Source organism: Paenibacillus naphthalenovorans (genome assembly GCF_001465255.1).
Lineage (GTDB): Bacteria > Bacillota > Bacilli > Paenibacillales > NBRC-103111 > Paenibacillus_G > Paenibacillus_G naphthalenovorans.
Genome location: NZ_CP013652.1, coordinates 4,617,620 through 4,640,319, shown reverse-complemented (window position 1 = coordinate 4,640,319; position 22,700 = coordinate 4,617,620). Strand labels below are relative to the sequence as shown.

Annotated in this window: 19 protein-coding genes and 4 tRNA genes; 1 reads left to right on the top strand and 22 read right to left on the bottom strand. The window is 48.3% G+C overall.

Annotated elements, in window-relative coordinates:
* Nucleotides 1–54: 54 nt before the first annotated feature.
* From IJ22_RS22905 to IJ22_RS22795, 21 genes are all read right to left on the bottom strand, one after another.
* Complete coding sequence (locus IJ22_RS22905; RefSeq protein WP_054819463.1) at nucleotides 55–666, bottom strand: zf-HC2 domain-containing protein; 612 nt, start codon at nucleotides 664–666, stop codon at nucleotides 55–57.
* Nucleotides 667–742: 76 nt separating this feature from the next.
* A complete protein-coding gene (gene sigW, locus IJ22_RS22900) occupies nucleotides 743–1,309 on the bottom strand; it encodes an RNA polymerase sigma factor SigW (protein WP_062410416.1) in 567 nt (188 codons plus the stop codon).
* Between the two features lie 410 nt (nucleotides 1,310–1,719).
* Nucleotides 1,720–4,506 carry a phosphoenolpyruvate carboxylase gene (ppc, locus tag IJ22_RS22890; RefSeq protein WP_062410414.1) on the bottom strand — a complete coding sequence of 929 codons (2,787 nt, stop codon included), beginning with the start codon at nucleotides 4,504–4,506 and terminating at the stop codon, nucleotides 1,720–1,722.
* Nucleotides 4,507–4,845: 339 nt separating this feature from the next.
* Nucleotides 4,846–6,183 carry an alpha-glucosidase/alpha-galactosidase gene (gene melA / locus IJ22_RS22885; RefSeq protein ID WP_062410413.1) on the bottom strand — a complete coding sequence of 446 codons (1,338 nt, stop codon included), beginning with the start codon at nucleotides 6,181–6,183 and terminating at the stop codon, nucleotides 4,846–4,848.
* A gap of 43 nt (nucleotides 6,184–6,226) precedes the next feature.
* Nucleotides 6,227–7,114, bottom strand: coding sequence for a carbohydrate ABC transporter permease (locus IJ22_RS22880; RefSeq protein WP_082660916.1), 888 nt, complete (start codon nucleotides 7,112–7,114; stop codon nucleotides 6,227–6,229).
* Nucleotides 7,111–7,983 carry a carbohydrate ABC transporter permease gene (locus tag IJ22_RS22875; RefSeq protein ID WP_062411114.1) on the bottom strand — a complete coding sequence of 291 codons (873 nt, stop codon included), beginning with the start codon at nucleotides 7,981–7,983 and terminating at the stop codon, nucleotides 7,111–7,113. The genes IJ22_RS22880 and IJ22_RS22875 overlap by 4 nt, the downstream gene beginning before the upstream one ends.
* A 46-nt stretch (nucleotides 7,984–8,029) precedes the next feature.
* Entirely contained in the window at nucleotides 8,030–9,370 is a 1,341-nt protein-coding gene (locus IJ22_RS22870) for an ABC transporter substrate-binding protein (protein WP_062410412.1), read from the bottom strand.
* 133 nt (nucleotides 9,371–9,503) lie between these two features.
* The gene (locus IJ22_RS22865) at nucleotides 9,504–10,526 is read right to left on the bottom strand and encodes a LacI family DNA-binding transcriptional regulator (RefSeq protein WP_062410411.1); all 1,023 of its coding nucleotides are present in this window, start codon (nucleotides 10,524–10,526) and stop codon (nucleotides 9,504–9,506) included.
* 211 nt (nucleotides 10,527–10,737) lie between these two features.
* Nucleotides 10,738–10,808, bottom strand: a tRNA-Gly gene (locus IJ22_RS22855).
* 9 nt (nucleotides 10,809–10,817) lie between these two features.
* Nucleotides 10,818–10,894, bottom strand: a tRNA-Pro gene (locus IJ22_RS22850).
* Between the two features lie 36 nt (nucleotides 10,895–10,930).
* A tRNA-Arg gene (locus IJ22_RS22845) sits at nucleotides 10,931–11,004 on the bottom strand.
* 11 nt (nucleotides 11,005–11,015) lie between these two features.
* Nucleotides 11,016–11,090 (bottom strand) — tRNA-Gly (locus tag IJ22_RS22840).
* A 335-nt stretch (nucleotides 11,091–11,425) separates the two neighbouring features.
* Entirely contained in the window at nucleotides 11,426–11,782 is a 357-nt protein-coding gene (locus tag IJ22_RS22835; protein WP_062410398.1) for a Rieske (2Fe-2S) protein, read from the bottom strand.
* Nucleotides 11,779–12,894, bottom strand: coding sequence for an amidohydrolase family protein (locus IJ22_RS22830; protein WP_062410397.1), 1,116 nt, complete (start codon nucleotides 12,892–12,894; stop codon nucleotides 11,779–11,781). The genes IJ22_RS22835 and IJ22_RS22830 overlap by 4 nt, the downstream gene beginning before the upstream one ends.
* Before the next feature lie 331 nt (nucleotides 12,895–13,225).
* The gene (locus IJ22_RS22825) at nucleotides 13,226–14,242 is read right to left on the bottom strand and encodes a tripartite tricarboxylate transporter substrate binding protein (protein ID WP_062410409.1); all 1,017 of its coding nucleotides are present in this window, start codon (nucleotides 14,240–14,242) and stop codon (nucleotides 13,226–13,228) included.
* A gap of 33 nt (nucleotides 14,243–14,275) precedes the next feature.
* Nucleotides 14,276–15,298, bottom strand: coding sequence for a zinc-dependent alcohol dehydrogenase (locus IJ22_RS22820; protein ID WP_235594199.1), 1,023 nt, complete (start codon nucleotides 15,296–15,298; stop codon nucleotides 14,276–14,278).
* 83 nt (nucleotides 15,299–15,381) lie between these two features.
* A complete protein-coding gene (locus IJ22_RS22815; protein ID WP_062410407.1) occupies nucleotides 15,382–16,662 on the bottom strand; it encodes a TRAP transporter large permease in 1,281 nt (426 codons plus the stop codon).
* On the bottom strand, nucleotides 16,659–17,237 hold the full coding sequence (locus tag IJ22_RS22810; protein ID WP_062410406.1) for a TRAP transporter small permease: 579 nt from the start codon (nucleotides 17,235–17,237) through the stop codon (nucleotides 16,659–16,661). Before IJ22_RS22810 ends, IJ22_RS22815 begins: the two co-directional genes overlap by 4 nt.
* Before the next feature lie 68 nt (nucleotides 17,238–17,305).
* Nucleotides 17,306–18,340 carry a TRAP transporter substrate-binding protein gene (locus IJ22_RS22805; protein ID WP_062410405.1) on the bottom strand — a complete coding sequence of 345 codons (1,035 nt, stop codon included), beginning with the start codon at nucleotides 18,338–18,340 and terminating at the stop codon, nucleotides 17,306–17,308.
* Nucleotides 18,341–18,430: 90 nt separating this feature from the next.
* Nucleotides 18,431–18,802, bottom strand: coding sequence for a Rieske (2Fe-2S) protein (locus tag IJ22_RS22800; protein ID WP_062410404.1), 372 nt, complete (start codon nucleotides 18,800–18,802; stop codon nucleotides 18,431–18,433).
* Entirely contained in the window at nucleotides 18,799–19,938 is a 1,140-nt protein-coding gene (locus tag IJ22_RS22795) for an amidohydrolase family protein (RefSeq protein ID WP_062410403.1), read from the bottom strand. The genes IJ22_RS22800 and IJ22_RS22795 overlap by 4 nt, the downstream gene beginning before the upstream one ends.
* A gap of 366 nt (nucleotides 19,939–20,304) precedes the next feature.
* Here IJ22_RS22795 and IJ22_RS22790 point away from each other — a divergent pair, with 366 nt between their 5' ends.
* Entirely contained in the window at nucleotides 20,305–21,069 is a 765-nt protein-coding gene (locus IJ22_RS22790; protein WP_062410402.1) for an IclR family transcriptional regulator, read from the top strand.
* A gap of 113 nt (nucleotides 21,070–21,182) precedes the next feature.
* Here IJ22_RS22790 and IJ22_RS22785 read toward each other — a convergent pair whose 3' ends face one another.
* Nucleotides 21,183–22,688: a tripartite tricarboxylate transporter permease gene (locus IJ22_RS22785; protein WP_235594198.1), complete on the bottom strand. Its 1,506-nt coding sequence runs from the start codon at nucleotides 22,686–22,688 to the stop codon at nucleotides 21,183–21,185.
* Between the last annotated feature and the right edge of the window lie 12 nt (nucleotides 22,689–22,700).

Genomic DNA, 22,700 nt, shown 5'->3' with positions numbered 1-22,700 from the left:
CCCTCCCTTTTGACCATCGGTAAGGAAGGATTTATAACAATTGGGACCGATGAACTATTTCGATCCCGATACGAGAGTGAACCATTGATTCATTTTATAAAGTATCCAGCTAAACGCTTCGTCAATTTCTTTAATTTGTCCGGAGATGTGCGCCGTTGAGGCCAGGTTAACTGACCCGTCGATGACAACGATATTGCCTTCAATATCGCCGTCAACCTTGAGTTCTCCGTTCTCGACCGTTAGATCCCCCGCCACTTTCTTCCCTAAGGGGACATAGACCGTGCTCCCTTGGATGACGACCGATTGCAGGTCTGATCCTTTGACAAGCAGTTCTTTATCATCGTTCCATGTGGAAACAAAGACCGACATCATTACGAGAAAAAACACAGCCGCCACCGATACCGCCGGATGCCTGCGTATCCATTGATACCAAGGATGTTGTTCGCGAACGGGAGGCAGGACTTGCATCACCCGTTCCGTAAGCCCTTCCGGCACCGGCTGTGGAGGCCAGGCGTGGACAAGCGCTTCTACCTTCTCGTACTGTTGAAGACGCCGCCGGCATGCTTCGCAAACCAGCAAATGCTCCTTCAGCTTGGCCGACTCCCTCCGGTCTAATCCCCCGTCCAAATACTCGTGCAGCAAAGGGAGGGCTTCCTTGCAATCCATTATAAGCCACTCCTTTCATCTTTCCTACGCAGCTTGTGCAATACATTACGCACGAGCAACGCATATGTTTCAAAATTTATAATACCTGCTCCAATTTTTTTCTTAAAAATTCCCTGCCCCGGTGCAAGCGTGTTTTGATGGTCGTCACCGGCATCGAAAGGACTTCGCTGATCTCCTGCAGGGACAGATCCTGCAAATACCGTAATATGACGACCGCCTTATATTTCTCAGGCAGCGTCTCTATACTGTCGCGAATCTGGGAGCGAGTCTCCGACAACAGCACCTGCTGGTCCGGCGTCTCTTCGCGGCTGGGCAGGGTAGAATACCAATCGTTTCCTTCCCCTTCGCCCATCTCCGCATCCAGAGAATAATTGACCTTTCGTTTGCGAAGCCGGTCAATGCAAAGATTCGTACCAATCCGGTAAATCCATGTGGAAAATTTCTGCTCCTCGTCAAACCGGTCCAGATTCGTGTATACCCTCAGGAACGTCTCTTGTACAATCTCCTCCGCCTCATGCCGATTTTGCAGCATGCGGTAAGCGAGATGATAAATTTTTTCTTTATATAGCTCCACCAATTCGGCAAAAGCCGCCCGGTCTCCCTGACGGGCCAGCTTGGCGAGCCGGGTGTCCAATTGATTCACCAACCTACCTCCAACTCCGAATCGGACCCTGTTCCACCTGCGTCAAAATTCGGATTCTTCAAAGACCATGCTATTCTCTCCAAATCACGATCCTTGCTATTGTAAAAAGCATACCAAATCCTTCGCCCCGCTGTACAGTCTCCTGCAAAAGAAAGTGAAAGAATGCTGCAGATTCGGGAATTTTGGTCGGAATCGAGCGGCGGTCAAACGGAAATGAGCCATGGAACACGGCCGCAGAATCAGGCGGGCTTTGTTCCATAATGATGAAAATCGTTTTTATTCTATCCAAAAAAGGCTCGGGTATCAAAAAGTAGCCGGATGTGCCGGATCATCCGATCCATTCCGGCGGGATTAAAAAATCCGGGAGGCTTGGCCATGCCAAGTCCCGGATTTTGTATGCGCCGACGTCATCAGCCCGTATTGCGAAGGCCTGCGGCAATGCCGTTGATCGTCAACAGCACCTCACGCAGCAGCGAATCGGCATCCCCCTGCTCCCGCAGCGAACGAAGCTCCGACAAGAGGCCTACCTGCATATAGCTGAGCGGATCGACGTATGGGTTGCGCAAGCGGATCGACTCCTGAATCACCGGTACGTTGTCGAGAATTTCCTGTTGACCGGTAATTTTCAAAATGAGCTCCGAGGTTTGACGGTACTCGTCTTGAATCAGATTGAAAATACGTTCAGCGATGCCCTGATCGTGAATCAAGCTGCTGTATTCTTTGGCAATCACAAGGTCCGCCTTGGCCAGCGCCATCTGAAGGTTGTCGATCAGCGAGCGGAAGAATGACCAATGCTGATACATATCCTGCATGATTTTCAGATTGTCCGGATTTTCTTGATAGAAGCTGTTCAAACCGTAACCGGAAGCGTACCAGGCCGGAAGCAAATACCGGCTCTGCGTCCACGCGAAAACCCACGGGATGGCCCTCAGATCCTCAAAACGGTCGCTGTTCTTGCGTTTGGACGGACGGGAACCGATGTTCAGCTCGCCAATCTCCGGAAGGGGCGTCGTTTCCTTGAAGAACGTCAGGAAATCCGGATCGCGGAAGATCAAATCCTGATACTTCTGCTGCGCCTTCTCGGAAATCCTGGACATAATTTCTTCCCAGCCTTGCTCGGCATCGTTGATTTGCGGGTTCTTTGCCCACAAAGCGCTCGTAATCAGCGCGGATGTCGCTTGCTCCAGACTGCGGTACGCGATGCCTTTCATCGAATAACGCGAAGAAAGCACCTCGCCCTGCTCCGTAATCTTGATGCCGCCGCCGACCGTATCTGCAGGCTGCGCCAGGATACTGCGGTTAAGCGGCATTCCCCCGCGGCCGAGCGCACCTCCGCGGCCATGGAAAAACTTCAGCTTCACGCCGAACGGCTTGGCCGCGGCCGTAATGCTGCGCAGCGCCACGCGCAGTTCCCAGTTGGCGGTAATCACACCGCCGTCCTTGTTGCTGTCGGAATAACCGAGCATGATTTCCTGCAGGTGGTTCGTGCTGTTCAAGCTGTTGCGGTACGCAGGAATTTGGAACAGCGTCGTCATAATTTCCGGGGCCGCATGCAGGTCGTCGATCGTTTCGAACAGGGGAACGGACTGCAGCGTGCAGGTAATCGAACCGTCCTCTTCATGCTGATACAACCCCGCTTCTTTACCGAAGACGAGCACTTCCAGAAGATCGCTGGCCCCCTGGGTCATACTGATCAAGTAACTGGAGATGCAGCTCCGGCCGAATTCCTGCTGGGCTTTGCGGATCACGCGATACACGTCCAGGCACTCCTGTGTCGATTCGGTATAGTGAAGGTACGGTGATGTAATCGGTCTGGGATCGTTCAGGATGCCTGTCAGCAGCTCGATTTTTTGCTCTTCCGTCAAAGCTCCGTAATCCGGACAAATGCTCATTTTGGCCAATATCTCCGTCATGGCCGATTCATGCTCCTTGCTGTGCTGCCTTATATCTAACGTAACAAGGTGGAAGCCGAACAATTCGACTTGACGAATGATCGTCCGTACATACGTATCGGCGATAAAATCGGCATAGTGATTGCGCAGGCTGCGTTCTATCACCAGCAGATCTTCCATGAACTCAGACGGATTGTTGTATTTTTGCCCTTCTCCGACGTTCGGATCGGCCGTATTTCGGATTTTCTGAATCATATACTTTACTTTAATGCGATAAGGCTCTTTCTCGTTGCGCCATACCACATCTGGAGGAAGAATGACGTTGCTGCGGTCCTTTTCAATGGAATCCAGCAGCTCTTTCGTCACCTCGACGATATTCTTGCTGAAGCTCATGTGCCGCATGAGTCCGGTCAGCTGCTCTTCATATTTCTTCAAGACCAGATTCCGGTGCATCGTGAGCGTCTGCCACGTAATCTTGGAGGTAACCGACGGATTGCCGTCGCGATCGCCGCCGATCCAGGAGCCGAATTTCAGGAACGTCGGCACGTACCACGACTCTTCCGGATAATATTTGTGCAGACAGCGCTCCAGCTCCTGATACACTTGAGGAAGCACGTCGAACAAGGTTTCGTCAAAATAATAAAGGCCGTACTTGACTTCGTCAATAACCGTAGGTTTACGGTCCCGCAGCTCATCCGTCTGCCAGAGGGTGATGACCTCACCGAGAAGCTTCTCCCGCAGCTGCTCCCGTTCGCGGAACGTCAGGTTCGGGTTGTCCAGCTCCATAACGTCGTTGGCAATGCGCTTATGAATATCGAGCACCGCGCGGCGGGTCGCTTCCGTCGGATGCGCGGTCATGACAAGCTCCAGCGAGATGCCCTGAATCATCTCCTGCACTTCGGCAAAGCTGATGCCAAGATTTTTCAGCTCACGAATCGAATCCTCTATCGATCCGGGCTGCACGCTTTCTCCCGCCGTACGCTCATAGTCACGCTTACGGCGAATACGGTGGTTTTGTTCGGCAATATTAACCAACTGGAAATAAATAGCAAATGCGCGGATCACCTGATACCGGATTTCCGGCGCCAGGCCGTTCATCGTGTTTTTAAGTTCGGCATACATTTCCGGTGAATATTGGGCGCGAAGCGATTTACTCATCTCTCTGATTTTCTCTACAATAGTAAACAGCTCATTGCCGCCCTGATGCACAAGCATTTCGCCCAAAATATGCCCGAGAAACCGTACGTCTCTGCGCAGCAGATTGTTGGACGTGTTTTTGTTGATTAAACTAGCTGATTCCGACATGAGTACCCTCCATCCTACCAATGCAAGTCATAGCCACTATTTTATCACATCCGGGCTCAACCATGTAGTACGAATATTCGGTAATTCGAATGCGGCAAGCTCAAATCATCGCCTCATGGCCGGGATGCCTTGCAATAGATGGGAAACAAGGAAAAATTCATCTGCTGTATAACCCCGGGCTTCCCGGAGCAGATTGCGGATCCGATGCTGTTTCCGGCCGGCAGGAATCTTTCCTTGTTTCAGCCGCCAAACTTTACATCGACGGCGCAGAACCGATGCTTCGGAGATAAAATAAAGAGCCGCTCCTTTTAAAGGAGCAGCCCTTTGCAGCTTTGATGATCAGACGCTTCCTACCTTGGACACGGACGGATTCAACACAACATTCCGCCCCTTTGTAAACTGAGGCAGCAAATCCGCGTGGGCGTCCAACAATTCTTTGGTCATATCCCAGATTTCATCTAAAGACAATACGGACGAGGTATGCGGATCCAACATAGCCGCCTGATACACATAATCCACATTGCCTGTAAGCACAGCCTCAACCGTCAGCTGCTGAACGTTAATATTGGTCATGTTGATGGCTGCCAGCTGCGGCGGAAGGTCCCCCACATGGCAAGGCTGAACTCCTCCCTTATTCACAAGGCAGGGCACTTCCACGCATGCATTTTGCGGCAGGTTAGTGATGAGGTTGGTGTTCAGGACATTCCCCCAAATGACACGGTCGGTTCCCGTTTCAATCGAGTGAATGATCGGAGCGCCGTATTCATGGCTTTTTTCCGTCTCGAACGATTCGCCGTTTTCAATCTTCCGCCTGGTTTCCTCAAACCGCTGCAGGTTTCGCTCACTACGGCGGATATACTCGTCAATCGGAATATCAAAACGCTGGATCAAATCATCCCGCTTATTGAAATAAGGCGTATATTCGGACATATGCTCACTGGATTCGGTCACAAAATAGTTCAGCCGCCGCATCATTTCAAAGCGAACCTTGTCTTTTGCGAATATCTCCTCGTTTTCCATCGCTTGAAAGAGCTTCGGATACAAATCCTCTCCCTTCCACTTGAGCTCCAGGAACCAGGCCATATGGTTAATGCCGGCCACCTTGTAATCCAGCTCTTCTACCGGAATGTTAAGATAGGAAGCCAAATCATCCGCCGTATTCTGGACGCTGTGGCAAAGCCCGACCGCCTTGACGGATCTCGCCTTCGCCACAGCCAGCATAAGCATGGCCATGGGGTTCGTATAGTTCAGCAAAAGGGCATCAGGACAAACCTCTTCCATTTCACGGCAGAAATCAAGCATGACCGGAGCTGTACGCAATGCTCTGAACACGCCGCCAATCCCCAGCGTATCGGCAATGGTCTGTTTTACACCATATTTTTTAGGAATTTCAAAATCCTTTAACGTCGCCTCATGCATGCCCACCTGGATAAGGTTCAGTACATAATCCGCACCCGTTAAGGCTGCCCTGCGATCGAGCGTAGCTTCCACCCGCGCCTGATTGCCAAACTGTTCCACCAATTTTTTGGCCATTTTCTCCGCAGTCTGCAGGCGAACCGGGTGGATATCGGTTAAACTGAAGGTACTGTTCGAAAGCTCCGGATACGATAAAATATCAGAAATCAACCGTTTTGCAAAAACTACGCTTCCCGCTCCAATAATTGTTATCTTAGGCATGTTGGTTCCTCCCATGAAATGATATTCTCTCTCCTATGTTTAATTATTCTTTTGTTCCCGAACTGACCATTCCCTGGACAAAATAGCGCTGGAACAGCAGGAATACGATCATGATCGGGATAATGGAAAGCAGTGTCAGACACATGGTCATCGTCCAATCGATGTAATGCTCCCCTTTGACCATAGCCAGGCCCAGCTGGACGGTGTACATGCTCTTCTCGGAGACTGCGATCAGCGGCCAAATCAGATCGTTCCATCTCCACATGAAGGTGAAAATGACCAGTACGGCGATCAAGGGCTTCACGTTGGGCAAGATGATCCGGTTAAAAATTTTGAACTCACCCGCGCCGTCAATTCGCGCCGCTTCGACGAGGGAGTCGGGGATGTTCATGATGTACTGCCTGGCCAGGAAAAGGCCGAACGCCTCCGCGCCCCGCGGAACGATGAGTCCTGCGTAAGTATTGATCCAATCCAATTGCTTCAAGATATAGAAATTGGGCACCATAATAATTTGCGTGGGAATCATCAAGGTGCTTATGACCATCATAAAAAGAATCGTTTTGCCGACAAATTGATATTTGGCAAAGGCATACCCCGCAAGACAGTTAATGAAAACCGTCATGATGACGGCGAAGACCGCCACAATCAAGCTGTTCCCTACGTAGCCCATGAACGGAGCGGCATTCAGCGCATCCCCGAAATTGCTCCACATCAGCTTCTCGGGAATGATATGAATCCTGCTTCCAGCCGCTTCTGCCGGCGTTTTTAATGCTGTGGAAAGCATCCAGATAAAAGGAAGCAAAAATAAGACGGAGGCCGCGCAAAGAATCAAAAAGATCGCACTGGTTTTCACAGCATTCCGGTTCAGCTTAGGAATCGACTGAGTCAGGATGGACCTTTTCTTGAGGCCGGTCACTTCATGCGCTTTCATCCTTTCTCCCTCCCTAATCTTAATTGAATCGCAACCAGAACCATCATAATAAGGAACAGAACCGCACCGAGCGCTGACCCGTATCCCATGTCTCCTTCAACGAATGCTTTCTGGTAAATATATTGCACAATCACCGTGGTCGAATGACCGGGGCCGCCATTGGTCATCGTATAGATCAGATCAAATACCATAAACCCGTAAATCACGGAAATGACCAGTACGAACGTCGTAGTATGTTTTAACAAAGGTAAGGTTACATACCAAAACTTCTGCCATGCGTTCGCGCCGTCGATTTCCGCTGCTTCATATAAGGATTCGGGAATGGCCTGCAAGCCTGCCAAGTAAATCACCAGACAATAGCCTGTTCGTACCCAAAGCGTCGTAATGATCACAGCGGGCATAGCCCAGGTAGTAGAAGAAAGCCAGTTGACACCCTCAATTCCAACAAATTGCAGCAGATGATTAAACAGGCCGTAATTCGGATTATACATCCATGACCAGATCAAGCCGGTAGCCACCAAGGAAACAACGACAGGAGCGAAAAACACGCCGCGAAAGAAAGCACGCAGAGGAATCTTGCGGTTGAGCAAAATCGCCCCGGCCAAACCTAAAGCCATGCTAAAGGGAACGGTGCCTAGCGTATAATAGAGCGTATTCCAAAGCGAGATCCAAAAAACGTTGTCCGTCAATAACTGATAGTAGTTGCCCAAGCCCACAAAATCCGGCTTCCCCAAAATCGTCCACTTGTGAAAACTGATGTAAAAGGTGAATAAGATCGGAAAAATCATAAACACAAGGAACAAGAGTATGTTCGGCGCAATAAATAGGTAAGGTGCTATTTTTATCGAACGTTTTTGATACCAACTCATCAGACCAGGCACCGTTAGCCCCCCTATTGAATATTTACTTCATAAACTATTTACCGCTTAAAATATCATTGACCTTCTTATTCAACGTTTGAGCCGTTTGCTCAGGAGATACTCCCTGTGCGAATAAACCTTCCAACGAGTCTGCCAGCGCTTGATTGAGCTTCGCGAAGCTGTTGAGAGTCACCGTGTTGGCCATCGCTTTAGGTACCGTTTTGGATTGTTCAATAAACTTGTTCATCATCGACGGGTCTTTAACACTGTAGTTAAACGGACCCTCGATATCCGTTCGGCCGGGCAGGAACAAGCCCTTCTCAACGAACTTCTTCATGTTTTCTTTCTCACCCATAAAGGCCAGGAACTTCTTGGCCGCTTCAGGATGCTTGCTGTTCACCGGGATCGCTAACGCATTGCCGCCCAAGTCGGAAGCCATAGACTTCTTGCGAGGCATAAAGGTAACTCCCCATTCGTAATCTTTCATTTCCTTCTCCCACCTCGGAATCATCCAGTTCCCGTTGATCAGTAAACCGGCTTTTCCCGTTGTAAACAGAAGGTTATAATCATCGGTTCCCTTCATGCTGTTGCCTTGAGACATATAGTTTTTGAACATGGTCTGCAGGAACTTGAACGTCTCGATGGCTTCGGGCGTGTCTATATTTCCTTTCTTCAAATCTTCCGTTACAAGGGATGCTCCATTCTGGAAGAAATACGGCAATGTACGATAAGCCGATGAGGCAGACCAGTTGACAGCGATACCATAGGTAGCCAGCTTTTGATCCTGCAGCTTCTTGGCCACATCCAAAAGCTGTTCCCAGGTCCAGGCTTCCTCTATTTTGTCCGGGGCTTTGATGCCCAGCTTATCCAGATAGGTTTTATTATAAAAAACGGCTAATGTATCCGTTTGATGAGGAAGACCGTAGATCTTATCCCCGAATGTAACCGCTGTCAAAAGACTTTGATTAAAATTCTCCTTATCCTTGGCGAACGTATCCGTTACATCTAATAAGGCATCTTGGCCGGCAAACTCCCCTATCTTCTGGTATTGGACCCGGAACACATCCGGTGAGCTGTTCCCGGCGATTCTCGTTTGGATTTTCGTGTAATAATCCCCCTGACTCGGAGACGGAACCTGCTGCGCATTGACTTTGATATCAGGGTGCTTGGCTTCGAAATCGGCAATTAAACTTCTAAAGCCTTCCTCTTCACCACCTGCACTTGCCCAATAAACAAATTCAATCGTTTCTTTACTGCCTGAAGCCTGCCCGTTGGTTTTCGAATTCCCGTCACTCTGTGAAGCGGGTGTTTTCTCGGCCGCACAACCAGCCAGCATAGCCGCAGACAGGGCCGCAGTTAACCCGCCATAAACCAATTTGCGAAAAGTTGTTTTCATCTGTCCCCTCACCTTTCACTTCATTAGTCAACCCTTAAGACTTTACACCAAAGCGTAATGCGAGCAAAGCAAACCCTTATGTCCAGCCAAACGGATAATAACGGTTTCATCACCCCTTTCAAGCTAAATGCAGCTATTTAGATGAAAATCCGCAGCTTTCACGAACGATCAACTTCGTTGGAAGATAGCTCGCCATCGGCAGCGGCAAAGAGCCTTCGATCCGCTGAATGAACAACTTGACGGCAATTCGGCCCAGTTCTTCTTTATCCACTTTAACCGTGGTCAACGGCGGATGCATAAACTGAGACATTTCGATATCATCAAAGGAGGTGACGGCTATATCTCCGGGGATCGTTAATCCCGCTTCCTGTATGGCCCGATAGGCTCCCAGAGCCATCTGATCACTGGCCGTAAACAAAGCCGTAGGACGATCCTTGGCCATAAGAATTTGTTTCATCGCCTCGTATCCGCCGCCAATCGTAAATTGCCCATCTGCGATCCATTCTTTATGAAGTGCAATCCCTTGTTCCTCCAAGGCATTCTTGTACCCCAGAAACCGCTGTTCTTTTTCCAGCGAGACGCTGTTTTGGAATGAGCTTGAACCGATATAAGCGATCTTCTTATGCCCCAAACGGAGCAGATGATCTACACTCTGTCTTGCTCCCTTCTCAAAATCAACGGTGACATAATCGATATCCAATTCAGGGGTACCCCCGACACTGATGATGTATTGCACTTTTTTGGATAACAACTCTAAAAGCTCGGTCGTGGTCGCAATGCAAATGATTCCGTAATCGTTTGCTTGAATTTCATCCACCACACTCATATTGTTCAGATCCTGAGCGTCGTATGTAAAGCCCAAGGTATACCCCTGATCCAGCAATTCCCGTTCTACTCCGTAAATCAACTCAGAAAAATAGGGGTCATGGTATTTATCTTTCATTTTGTTAATAATGAGACCGATTTGCTTTTCTGAAATTTTCTTGCGAATTTGCTCAGTTTTTTTCACCCGCCGGTAACCTAAATCTTCGGCAACCTGGAGAATACGCAAATGCATCGCATCCTCAACCCCATGCGGGCCATCATTTAATACCCTTGAAACCGTGGATATGGAAACATTGACCTTTTCAGCGATGTCCTTTAGCGTAACTTTCATAGGTTCCCCCAGCAGTGAAAATTTTTATATTTCTTCTCATCTTTACTGATATTATATTCTGTATTTTAGTAATTATCAACATATTTTTTCGAGAAATTTCCTGCAAATTTTCTGAAATGAAAGCGATATTTCTCACAATTGTCGATGAAAATATTAAAAAATGCAAAAAGCTTCCGGCACTTGAAGTGTCAGAAGCTTTTTGCATTACGTAAGCGGGTGATGGGAATCGAACCCACGCTACCAGCTTGGAAGGCTGGAGTTCTACCATTGAACTACACCCGCATCGATTGATGGTCGGGACGACACGATTTGAACATGCGACCCCCTGGTCCCAAACCAGGTGCTCTACCAAGCTGAGCTACGTCCCGTTAGCTATGAGGCTGCTTGCAGCCCTTGTTTTACTACGTGCCCTGAGAGATTCGAACTCCCGACCTTTTGATTCGTAGTCAAACGCTCTATCCAGCTGAGCTAAGGGCACATATTCATTATTGGAGCGGAAGACGGGATTCGAACCCGCGACCCTCGCCTTGGCAAGGCGATGCTCTACCCCTGAGCCACTTCCGCACTGACTGGCGGGATTGCTTGGCCATCCCTCAACAGCGACAAGAATTAATATATCATTTTCTGAAGAGAAATGCAAATGTTTTTTTGATTTTTTTTAAACGCTGCGAACAAACCTGTAGAGACGGACAATCCAATAAACGAACAGCCCTTGGATAGAATACCATTATTCTTTACAAGGAGAGAACCGAATATGAAAAAAACGGCGATTATTCAATCCCGCAGGTGAAAAAGAACGCCTGAAAAAGCCGTTTATGGATTGCTGTTTACAGGACGAGAGGAAACGGAAAATACCCTTAGACAGACGATCTGTCTAAGGGCGTACTGTATAATAACGGTTAATCCACATGCACCCATACTCTGTTATTTTCAACCGATACCTCGTACACTTTCACTCTGTACCGGTCCGGGTCGACCAGTGCCTTCCCCGTCTTCACGTCAAACTCCCATGCATGCCAGGGACAGGTCAGAATCTCGCCTTCTCTTCCGTAAATGTATTCATGCGGCCTGGATTCCAGCGTCGTTCCCGTGAACTTCCCTTTACACAGCTCGACCTGCTGGTGAGGACACACATTGCGGATCGCATAATATTCTTTGCCGTTATAGTATACGCCGATGCTTTTTCCCGCAATCGTTACAATCTTGCATGCTCCGGCTTCAAGCTCTTCTACTCCGACGGCATCATACTTCGTCATTTCGCTACACCTCCTGCCAGCAAGCCTCTTTCCTGCAGCTGATACATCTCGGCGGCGTTCTCATACGCTACCCGCCGGCGCATCTCTTCAGGCAGCTTGTTCAACACGAATAATGGAGCGTCGTTGTCCCAATGCGGATAGTCCGTCGAGAACATTACCGTTTTTTCGGCTCGCATCAATTGGAGCATTTGAACCAGTTCCCTGTTGTCCGGCTCTTCGATCGGCTGGGTCGTCAAGCGGACATGCTTCAAAATATATTCGCTCGGCTTGTACTTCAACCACGGCACTTCGCTGCGCATCGCACGGAAGTTTTTGTCCATCCGCCACATCAGATGCGGCAGCCATCCCAAGCCGCCCTCGATGAAAGCCACCTTCAACGTCGGGAACGTTTCGAAAACGCCTTCACAAACAAGGCTGTTCAACTGCGACATGTGGTGGATCGCCAGGATGTTGTGGCGCTCAAAGTTCGTCGTCGGGTACCCTGCTGCCGTTGTCGGCGGGTTGATGCCGTCTCCTTCCCCGCCGCCGTGAATCCCGATCACCAGGTTGTTGCGTACCGCCGCTTCGTAGATCGGATAGTAGCGTCGCTGTCCGTAAGGCTCGCGTGATCCGGATGTCATAAGCACTTGAACTACTCTCGGATGCGACCCCAGACGATCGATTTCTTTGGCGGCGAGCAGCGGGTCTTGCGTTGCGATGACAATCGACCCCAACCAGCGCTCATCGCTTGGAAGCCACGTATCCATCGTGTAGTCGTTGAATGCGGAGGCCAGCGCCGCGGCGTAATCCGGATTGTTGTGCGCCGAGATGGACAACAGGTTGCCTGTCAGAATCGCTCTTTCTATATTGTAGCGATCCAGTAAATCGGCCTTCGCGAATTCGGGGTCGGAGCCCGGAGGAAGTCCGTTGCCGGGTGCTGCATCGCTGCGTTCCAAGGGGATCGGACGGTACAAGAGAAAAGGCAATGTCGCATTGTGGGCCTTCAATCGATCCCACCATACCCGCGGCATATAAGGCTTCAAATCGTCATAGCTTTTGACACACTGATGCACATCGCAATCGATAATCCCGTGATTGAACTTAGAAGCTTTCTTCGTCGCAGACGCTTCCATACGTCTCAACCTCCTGTTGTTTTTGAATCCAGCCTTCGACCACAAACCGCGTACATCCATGCTTGAAATGGCCCCATCAGGCCAACATGAATGCATGTAAATTCCTTACAATACAGACTCCAACAAGATGTAAACGGTTCCATTTTCGTGCCATCCAGCTCTACTCGTTATAGTTTTTTCTGTAGGTCACATCCTTCAACAGATCTTTGATCCCCGCTTTCCATCTCTTCAACATTCTAAATCCTGTTGTATATTAACTGATATCTAATATATCAGTTAATACTTCACATTATAGCACAATCAACCCATCTGTCAATTCACTTTTTCTATATTATTTCTGCCTTTTTACGACCTCTGCGACCACTTCCAAATCTTTCAGATCTTGTTCAAGCATCTTTTTAAAGTCTGCTCCATTCTGATAGTCAATGAACAGGTTTTGTTTATTCATGAACGCAATAAATTTGGGATCCTTCACTGCCTTGGCGAGAGCATCTTCCAGGATCTTTATGATTTCGTCGGGTGTACCGCCTGGTGCGGCAAGACCGCGATAGGCATGGGCAATCACGTTGATCCCTTTTTCCTTCATGGTCGGCACATCTTTAAAATAACCTTCGGCTCGTTTATCCGCCATAAGGGCCAACGGACGCAATCCCCCGCTTTCGATGTGATTTTTTACTTCACCGATCCCATAAATTCCGAATTCGGCTCTTCCGCCCAAAACCTCTATAATGGCCTGCCCCGTGCCTTGGAAAGGAATCGTGACAAAATCCAGATCGGCAGCTTCGGCAAATGGAATGCCGTAATAGCTTGGTGTGGAGGAGGAGGCGAAATTCAGCTTTCCCGGATTGGCTTTGATATCGGCAACCAACTCTTCAAATGTTTGATATTTTGATTTGGAAGAAACAACCACCATGGCGGGATCCGTATTGACCTTACCGATAAACTTAAAATCGAATGTTTTAAACGGGGCCAGACCGAGCACAGGAAGGGCTGCAATTTCACGGTTTGCCGCCGTTAATTTGTATCCGTCGGGCTTCGCTTGAAGCCCTTCATTCATGCCTACCGCACCGGATCCGCCGGTTTTATTCACAATAACGACATCCTGGCCAAGCACCGTCTTCATCGATTCAGCCAGAGCGCGCCACATGATATCCGTCCCGCCTCCTGCAGCAAAAGGAACTATGATTTCAATCGGCTTCGCAGGATAATTAATGGTCTTTTTTTCTTCTTTCTTTTCCGGCTTCGTTTCCGCCGAACTCGAATTCACGTATTGATTTCCGCAGCCTGAAGCGAACAGAGTCATCAGAAGAAGAGAGCCTGTTGCAATGATGGCCGATGTTTTTTTCATACCGGTTATCCCCCTAGTCGTATAAGATCAAAATCAGGAGCACTTCAGTAAAATTTTCATTACGCTGCTTCCGCTTTCCATTTGCCTGAATCCTTCCTCCAACCGCTCCAGAGGATAAATTTCAGTAATCAAACGATCCAGCGGCAATTGACCGGATGCGGACAGCTGTATCGCTTTTTCAAAATCCTCATGCTCATACACTCTTGCTCCGGACATTTTTAACTCCCGCCAGAAAAACCGGTGGAGGTCCACTTTCGGCGGCTGTGTAAAAATCCCCACCACTACAATGCGGCCACGCGTACGGGGCAGTCGGGTCATGACTTCCGCTCCGGCTGCCGATGAGGTGACTTCGAACACGACGTCGGCTCCTGCCATTCCCGTTTGTTTATTGACATATTCGACAATGTCTGCTTCTTTTGGATTGATCGTATCCAAACCGAGCGCTTTGGCTAATTCCAGACGAAACGGATTGATTTCCGATATTAATACTTTGGCTCCCGCTTCTCTGGCTACCAGAGCAATCAGCATGCCGATCGGCCCTCCGCCAAGCACGACAATATATTCCCCGCTTGTTACTTCACCGATTCTTACATCGTGACATGCCACAGCCAGCGGTTCGATCATGGCCCCATGCTCTAAGGATAAGCTATCCGGAAGACGGTGCAGGGTAAAGGCAGGTACCGTCCACAAGCTTTGAAAGGCTCCGGGCGTTTCAATGCCGAGAAATTTCAAGTTCTGGCAGATGTGGTTGTGTCCGGCTGAACAGGCTGGACACTGACCGCATGGGCTTAGAGGCATCACCGTCACACGGTCTCCAACGCCATAACCGGTAACGCCCTCTCCTAACGCATGAATCACCCCCGACATCTCATGACCCATAACATGAGGAAAGCTTACTCTTTTGTCCATATGGCCGTGAAAAATATGCAGATCCGTTCCGCAAATGCCGGCATGCGAAACCTCAATTTGCACTTCCCCTGTGCGAGGCGGCACACTGAGGCCTTCTCCTACCCGAATCGTTCTGTTTCCTTCATAAAACGCAGCTTTCATCATCATTTTCTCCCCACGTATTTATTTATTTGTTTCACCCGGTTAAGCAGATCATGATACCGCATTCCCCTTACGCTGTTTACCCGACACTACATAAATGAAGGAAGCCAGGTAGATAGTATGGGAACGTAGCTGATGATTAGAACATCTAAAGTTAAAATGCCCAGGTATAACAATACAGGACGAGTCAATTGGCTCATTTTCAATTTGGCAATTTGACAGGCCACCACCAGATTTACGGCTACCGGCGGAGTTAACATGCCGATCGCAACGTTAACCACCATAATAATCCCGAAGTGAACAGGATCGATTCCAAATTGTATAGCAATCGGAGCCAGAATAGGGGCTACAATAATAATGGTGATTAACGCTTCCATGATCGTTCCCGCAACAAATAAGAAGATATTGACCAACAACAAAAAGACAATAGGATTATCCGAAAATTCGGCTATCGCTTTACCCAGCCTTTGCGGGACCTCTTCAACGGTTAAGATGTAACCGAAAATCGATGCATAGCCTACAATCATCATGATGACTGCGGTCGCAAGAATCGATCTGGAAAAAATGGGCATTAAATCTTTCCATTTAATCTCGCGATAAACGAACATCCCTATGACAAAACCGTAAACCACCGCAATGACAGAAGCCTCTGTGGGTGTAAACCAGCCTTTATAGATCCCCCCGAGAATAATGAAGGGCATGAGGAGGGCTAACGCCGAATCCAGAAATGCTTTCCACAAATCTTTCAACCATTGACGTTTGTTTGTTCGATTGACAACGTCAAAGCCTTTCACTCTCGCAACAATGATAATGACCAGAATGAGGGAAAGACCAATCATAATACCTGGAATAAATCCGCCCAAAAATAAACTGCCAACCGAAACGTTCGCTACTAAACCATAAACGACCATGGGAATGGACGGAGGAATGATGACTCCAAGCTCACCGGAAGCGGCACATGTAGCCGTGGCGAAGTTCTTCGGATACCCCTTATTCTCCATCGCCGGTATTAGTGTTGAACCCACTGCTGCCGTTGTTGCAGACGAGGAGCCTGAAATGGTCGCAAAAAACATGGAGGTTAACACAGCTACCGATCCCAGACCGCCCCTGAACCAACCGACCAGAACATTCGCCAGGTTAATTAATCGTCTGGACATGCCGCCAGTCTGCATCAGGTTACCCGCCAATATGAAGAAGGGAACCGCCATCAGAGCAAAGGAGTCCAAGCTTTCAAATACGGATTGAGCCACTGTAATCAGAGGAATCCCTTTCAAATATAAAGCCACTAAGGAAGCAAAGCCCAAACAAACAGCAATCGGAAGGCTGATGAACAGAAAAACAATAAAGGAAATGAACAATAACGAAATCATACGGCGATCTCCTTTCTGTTCTTCTTGTAATCTTCTATTGCCGCCTCGACTTCTGCGTTTATTTCTTCATCTGATGTATCCAGAATATCCTTTTTGTTAACGTAAATATCGATTAAAGATGTGACCGTATTCAAAATCGTCAAAGCTGCGCCTATGGACATCGCCGAGTATACGTAAACCATCGGCACTTTCAAGACGGGAGCCTTTTCTGAGAATCCGAATTGTGCCATTTCTAAGCCAACAAAGAAAATGCACACATAAAAAACAAGAACGAATAGATAGGCAGTGAGTTTCAATATTTTTCCCGCTGACGGCGGAACGACCTGAATCAAGATTTCCACAGCTAGCGAATCGACTCTACGCGCAGCAACGGCTGCACCGATAAAAATGGCCCAAATCATGAGATATCTTGCCAATTCCTCCGTCCATGGCACCGATGCCTGAATGCCCAATTCGCCAAGTACAAATCGAACGAATACCTGCACAAATACAACGGCAGTCATCAGTGCCAATGCGAATCCGGCAAGGCATTCCATCACTTTATTTAACTTATCAACGAATTTGATGAGCAGCACAAAATCAACCCCTTTCTATTGTCGGCTTGAAGGGTACAGATGGGGGCCATTTCAGCCCCCATAACCAATTATTGTTTCTTTGCAGCTTCAATTTCTTCCAAAAGCTGTTTTCCGTTCGGAATATCCTTCAAAATCACATCGTAAGCCTTACTGGTTTGTTCCTTCAAAGCGTTGACATCGGTTTCGATGACCTTAACCCCGGCCGCCTTCATCTTTTCGAGCGAATCATGGTATTCTTTTTTGTAGTATTCGGTTTGGAAGGCCAATGCTTCTTTGGCCGCTTCTTGAACGGTCTTTTGTTGTTCCGGACTCATCTTATCCCATTGCATTTTGGACATCGTCAAAATCAGAGGCAAGTAATGAATCTTGGTCATGTTATAGAACTTGGCTACTTCAATAAATTTATCCATAATAAATTGGTCGGGAGGCGTATCTCCTCCGTCTACCACCCCTTGCTGCAGGGACAAATACACTTCGGAATAAGCCATCGGCGTCGGTTGTGTCCCCAGCAGCTCATAAGCTTTGATGTGCCCCGGGGCCTGCATCGTTCTGAGCTTTAATGATTTCATGTCCCCGGGCTTATGGATCGCTTTGTTGGCAAATACGTTGCGTTCCACTACACTCATATACCCCAACCCGATAAGTCCATGCTGCGGGAGCAAATCCAGATATTTTTGACCTACGGGGCCGTTAAGCACTTTATTCGCTTGATCTATGCTGTCAAACAAGTAAGGCAGATCGAAAATCGTCAATTCCGGAACCGTATTTACCAGCGAGGCCTGATTCGTAATCGACAATGCTTGAACTCCTGTACGCATGGACTGAATCATCTTCGAGTCCCCGCCTAACTGAGATTGAGGGAACACCGTAATTTTAATGGTACCATTGGACTTTGCTGCAGCCAGCTCCGCCATCTTGTCGGCCATCACCTGAAAGTGGCTATCCTGGGATAGTACATGACCAAATTTCAGCTCAACGGTTTTGGCCGTGCCGCCTGCTCCTTGCGTGCCGGTGGCTTGGGTGCTGCCGGTTCCGCATCCGGCCAATAGCGTGCTCAATGCCATTACAGCTGCTAACCCCAGAGCCATTCCTCTCTTCTTCATAAAAATATTACCTCCATCCCATATGGATAATCTTCTCGCTTACATAGAAAGCCAGGCTCCAAGCCCGGCTTTATGTACAAGTACAGTCTCCTACAGATGGACATACACCTGATTCTCCTCAACGGAGACATCGTACCGTTCCACGGTGACATCATATGTTTTCGTCCTCATCTTCGGATCCGTGATCATACAGCCCGTCTTAATATCGAATTCCCATTGGTGCCAAGGGCAGCGGACGATCTCGCCTTCGCGTTCGTAAACAAAATCTCCCGGACCGGAAGAAGTAATATACGATGCCGTAATACCGGAACAAAGCTCAGCTCCCTGATGCGGGCAGGTGTTGCGCAGCGCATAATATTGCCCCGCTATATTATAAACGCCGACGCTGCGTCCTTCGGCCTGAATTATTTTCTTTGAACCCTCAGGAATTTCGGATACCTTTCCTGCCAGAAACCGTTTCATCCCTCTGCTCCTCCTTGATCGCTTCTTCGTGCGGGAAGTTCATATAAGTCCGCTGCATTCTGATAGAAGATTCTTTCCCATAGCGCATCATCCAATTTAGGGAATGTCAACAGCGGAGAATCAAAATCCCAATGCGGAAAATCGCTGCAGAACATTAAGCATTCATCGGCATAAATTGCCTTCATCATTTGCTGGAACAGCTCTGTGCTCGGCGGCATCTCGATCGGCTGGGAGGTCACTCTGACGTTGCTGCGAAAATATTCGCTGGGCGCTTTTTTCACCCATGGCGTTTGGAAACGGAGACTTTTCCAATCGGAATCCAGCTTCCATAAGAACGGTGCAATCCAGAACGCACCGGCCTCTTGAAGCACAACCTTCAATGTCGGGAATTTCTCGAACACCCCTTCAAAGATAAAGCTGGCCAGGTGCGCCATCATGACCTGCGGTCTTGCAGCCCTATACTCGGGGTAGTAGGTCACATAACCGGCACCTGTCGGTCCTGTGTTGATGCCTAGCCCTTCGGTAAGCACATGGATGTTGAACGGCAAATTATGCCGCACACAAGCCTCATAAATCGGATGGTAAAAACGGTTTCCATAGGGCTTCTCAGCACCGTTCGCCACGATAACCTGAACCATGTCCGGATGCGAACCGATCCGGTCGATCTCTTTGGCTGCCAGCAGCGGATCCTGCTTTGCAATAAACAAAGAGGCCTTCAGCCTTTTGTCCTTTGAAGTCCAATGCTCTATCGTATAATCATTAAGCGCGGAACAGATCGCTGCCGCATAATCGGGATCGGGTGAAGCTTGGAATGAGTAATCGCTTCCGGTTAATATGCCGTATTCGACGTTGAACGGATCCAGGTGCTGCGACCTCAAATATTCCAGGTCACCGCGACCGCCAAGAGGGTTGGTGCCGTCCGGAGGAGTCGAGTCAACGGTTAACCCCTGAACCCCGCCGTTTAAATAGATCGGACCCGGAAGCCTCCATCCCCACAAATCAATCTGATCACGGTAAAACCTCGGCAAATGGTCTTTTACCGCAGATACCGGGGCAAGATGATGGACATCGCAGTCAATCATCGAGCGTTTCATTCGAACCTTTTTTTCCGGTGCTTTGACTTCAACTTGTGCCATTCATGATCACTCCCTCAATAGATTAATCATTAACCATGTAAGCTTTACCACCCGCATCTTTTGGAATCGCTTTCAAATCAGTGGAACTCACGTCTGCCGGCATCACTTTCCCCTCATTATCGATGGTTGAAGTCGAAAATTTTCACATATGAGATATTTATTTTTCTATATATGTAATATGTTACTTTGTATCCGTTTTCTTGTCAAACGAAAAATTTCCTTAAATTTCATATACAGGGAATCTCTTTTCGTATATGATAAAAAATATACCCTATTAAACGACAATATCATGAGATGAACATATACTTAGACCGGGCCGGCTATGCTATAATCAGGGTAACATCATGTACTTTTGGGGGTTGTCCGATGAAAAACAAGCCTTTCACACCGGTCAAATCTGCAGATCGGGTGTTTGATATACTAGAGGCGTTGGTAAAGCACAGTGACGGGCTTCATATTCGGGAGTTAGGCAAAAAGCTTAATATCGCCGACAGCAGCATCCATGCGCTGGTACATACGATGCTGCAGCGCAGGTACTTAAAAATGGACGAATCCCGCAAGCTTTTTTTGGGCTCCAAATTTTATCAATTTTCCAATATGATGTCTGCCACTCCTTTAGTTCCGATAGCCAAGCCCATTATGAAGCAAATCAAAAGCAAATTTAACGAAAATGTCCACCTGGCTGTTCTGGACGGCTTGGATATCGTCTACATTGCTTTTGAGGAATCGACCAATCCCCTGCGCTATCATATGGAGGTCGGCCGGGCCCAAAGCGCCTATATTACAGCCGTTGGCAAAATGCTTTTGTCCGCCCACTCCAATGAGCAGATCAGATTGCTGTATGAAGGGTACCCATTTGAAAAATTAACCGCTAATACGATCACCAGCGTGGATGAGCTCATTGCCGAACTGGAACGAATAAGAAAGAGAGGCTACAGCATTGATGATGCCGAATCCTATGAAGCCTGCAAATGTTTTGCCGCTCCTATCTATGATTCCACCGGCCAAATGATTGCCAGTATGAGCATCTGTATCCCGTTCGTCACGGCTCAGGAGAAAAGGGAACCGGAGATGATCGCAGCCATCCAAGAAGCGACAAACCGGATCACCTCTCTGCTTAAGGACAATTAATCCGGCCGCCTAACGAAACGAACCCAGTACCTGATAAAGGTCTGGGCTCGTCGATATACTCATCTATTTCATCATATTAACTAAAATATTCATCATATGAAGGAATGAATGGATTACGCTTCAACGTCATCCGCAAGGAAGCCTCTTTTGTTTCTAACGCTGGAATAAATGCTAAAGATCAAAATCACCGCTGAAATTACCAGTAACGTGCCTGCGATAGGGCGTTGGAAGAAACCCATAAAGTCACCCTTGAAAAAGATTAACGACTGCAGCAAAGAAGTCTCCAGCATTTTACCCAGAACAAAAGTCAATACGAGAGGCGCCAAAGGAATTTCCAGTTTTTTCATAAAGTATCCGACAACACCGAACACAAACATGATCCCTACGTCCCAAAGGCTGTTGTTTACGCTATAGGCTCCGATTACGGAAACGACAATAATCATAGGATAAAGCAATTTCCCGGGAACCATGGCAATCTTCGCCCACATCCCCGCCATCGGCAGGTTCATGATCAGAAGAATCGTATTCCCGATGAACATACTGGCAATAATCGCCCAAACGATGTCCGGGTTGGTTTGGAATAAAGTAGGCCCTGGCGTAAGGCCGTGCATGATAAAAGCTCCAAAAAGAATTGCAATCGTTGGTGAACTCGGAATTCCCAGTGTGAACAATGGAATCATGGCCGAGCCGCAGTAAGCATTGTTCGCTGTCTCCGGCCCTGCAACGCCTTCAATGGCGCCTTTACCGAACCTTGAAGGGTCCTTGGCAAGCTTTTTTTCTAAAGAATAAGACAGGATTGCAGGTATAACGGAGTTGGAGCCTGGAATGAGACCTGTTAAAAATCCAATTCCTGTACCACGGCCAATCGCCTTTAACGTAGCCGGCCATTCTTCCCGTTTGGGAAGAAGTCCCTTTACCTTGGCGGGCTTCTCCGCTTTTGACATGTTTTCCATCCCGGAAAGGACCTCGGAAATTCCGAATAAACCCATGGTGATGGTCACAAAATCCAAACCGCTCATTAAAAAGGGCTGCCCCAAATCAAAACGCACGGCCCCTGAAATCGTATCCATACCAACCAAGGATAGGATTAAACCCAGAAGGGCGGATATCAATCCGCGAACCAATGATTTTCCCATTAAACCAATGACCATGACCAGGCCAACCAAAATAAGCGCGAAAAATTCCGGAGGACCGAATTCCAATGCCATTGCGGCGAGTGGAGGCGCAACAAATACGAGCCCCAGCGTCGTGAAAATCCCTCCGATAAAGGAACCGATACCGGCAACGCCCAACGCGGTTCCAGCCCTACCTTGTTTGGCAAGCGGATGACCGTCGAGACAGGTGATTACCGAGGCCGCTTCACCTGGTGTATTAATCAGGACTGAAGTGATGGTGCCGCCATACAGGGAACCGTAATAAATCCCCGCCAGCATGATGATGGCCGACACGGGCTCCATCGAGAAAGTGATCGGCAGCAAAAGTGCCGTAGCGGTTGTCGGCCCTAAACCAGGCAGGACGCCAACCAGCATTCCGATGGTAACTCCAATTAAACAGTACAGCAGATTCCACCAACTCAGAGCTGTCTCAAATCCCATGATTAGTTGTGCAAACGACTCCAAATTATTTCCTCC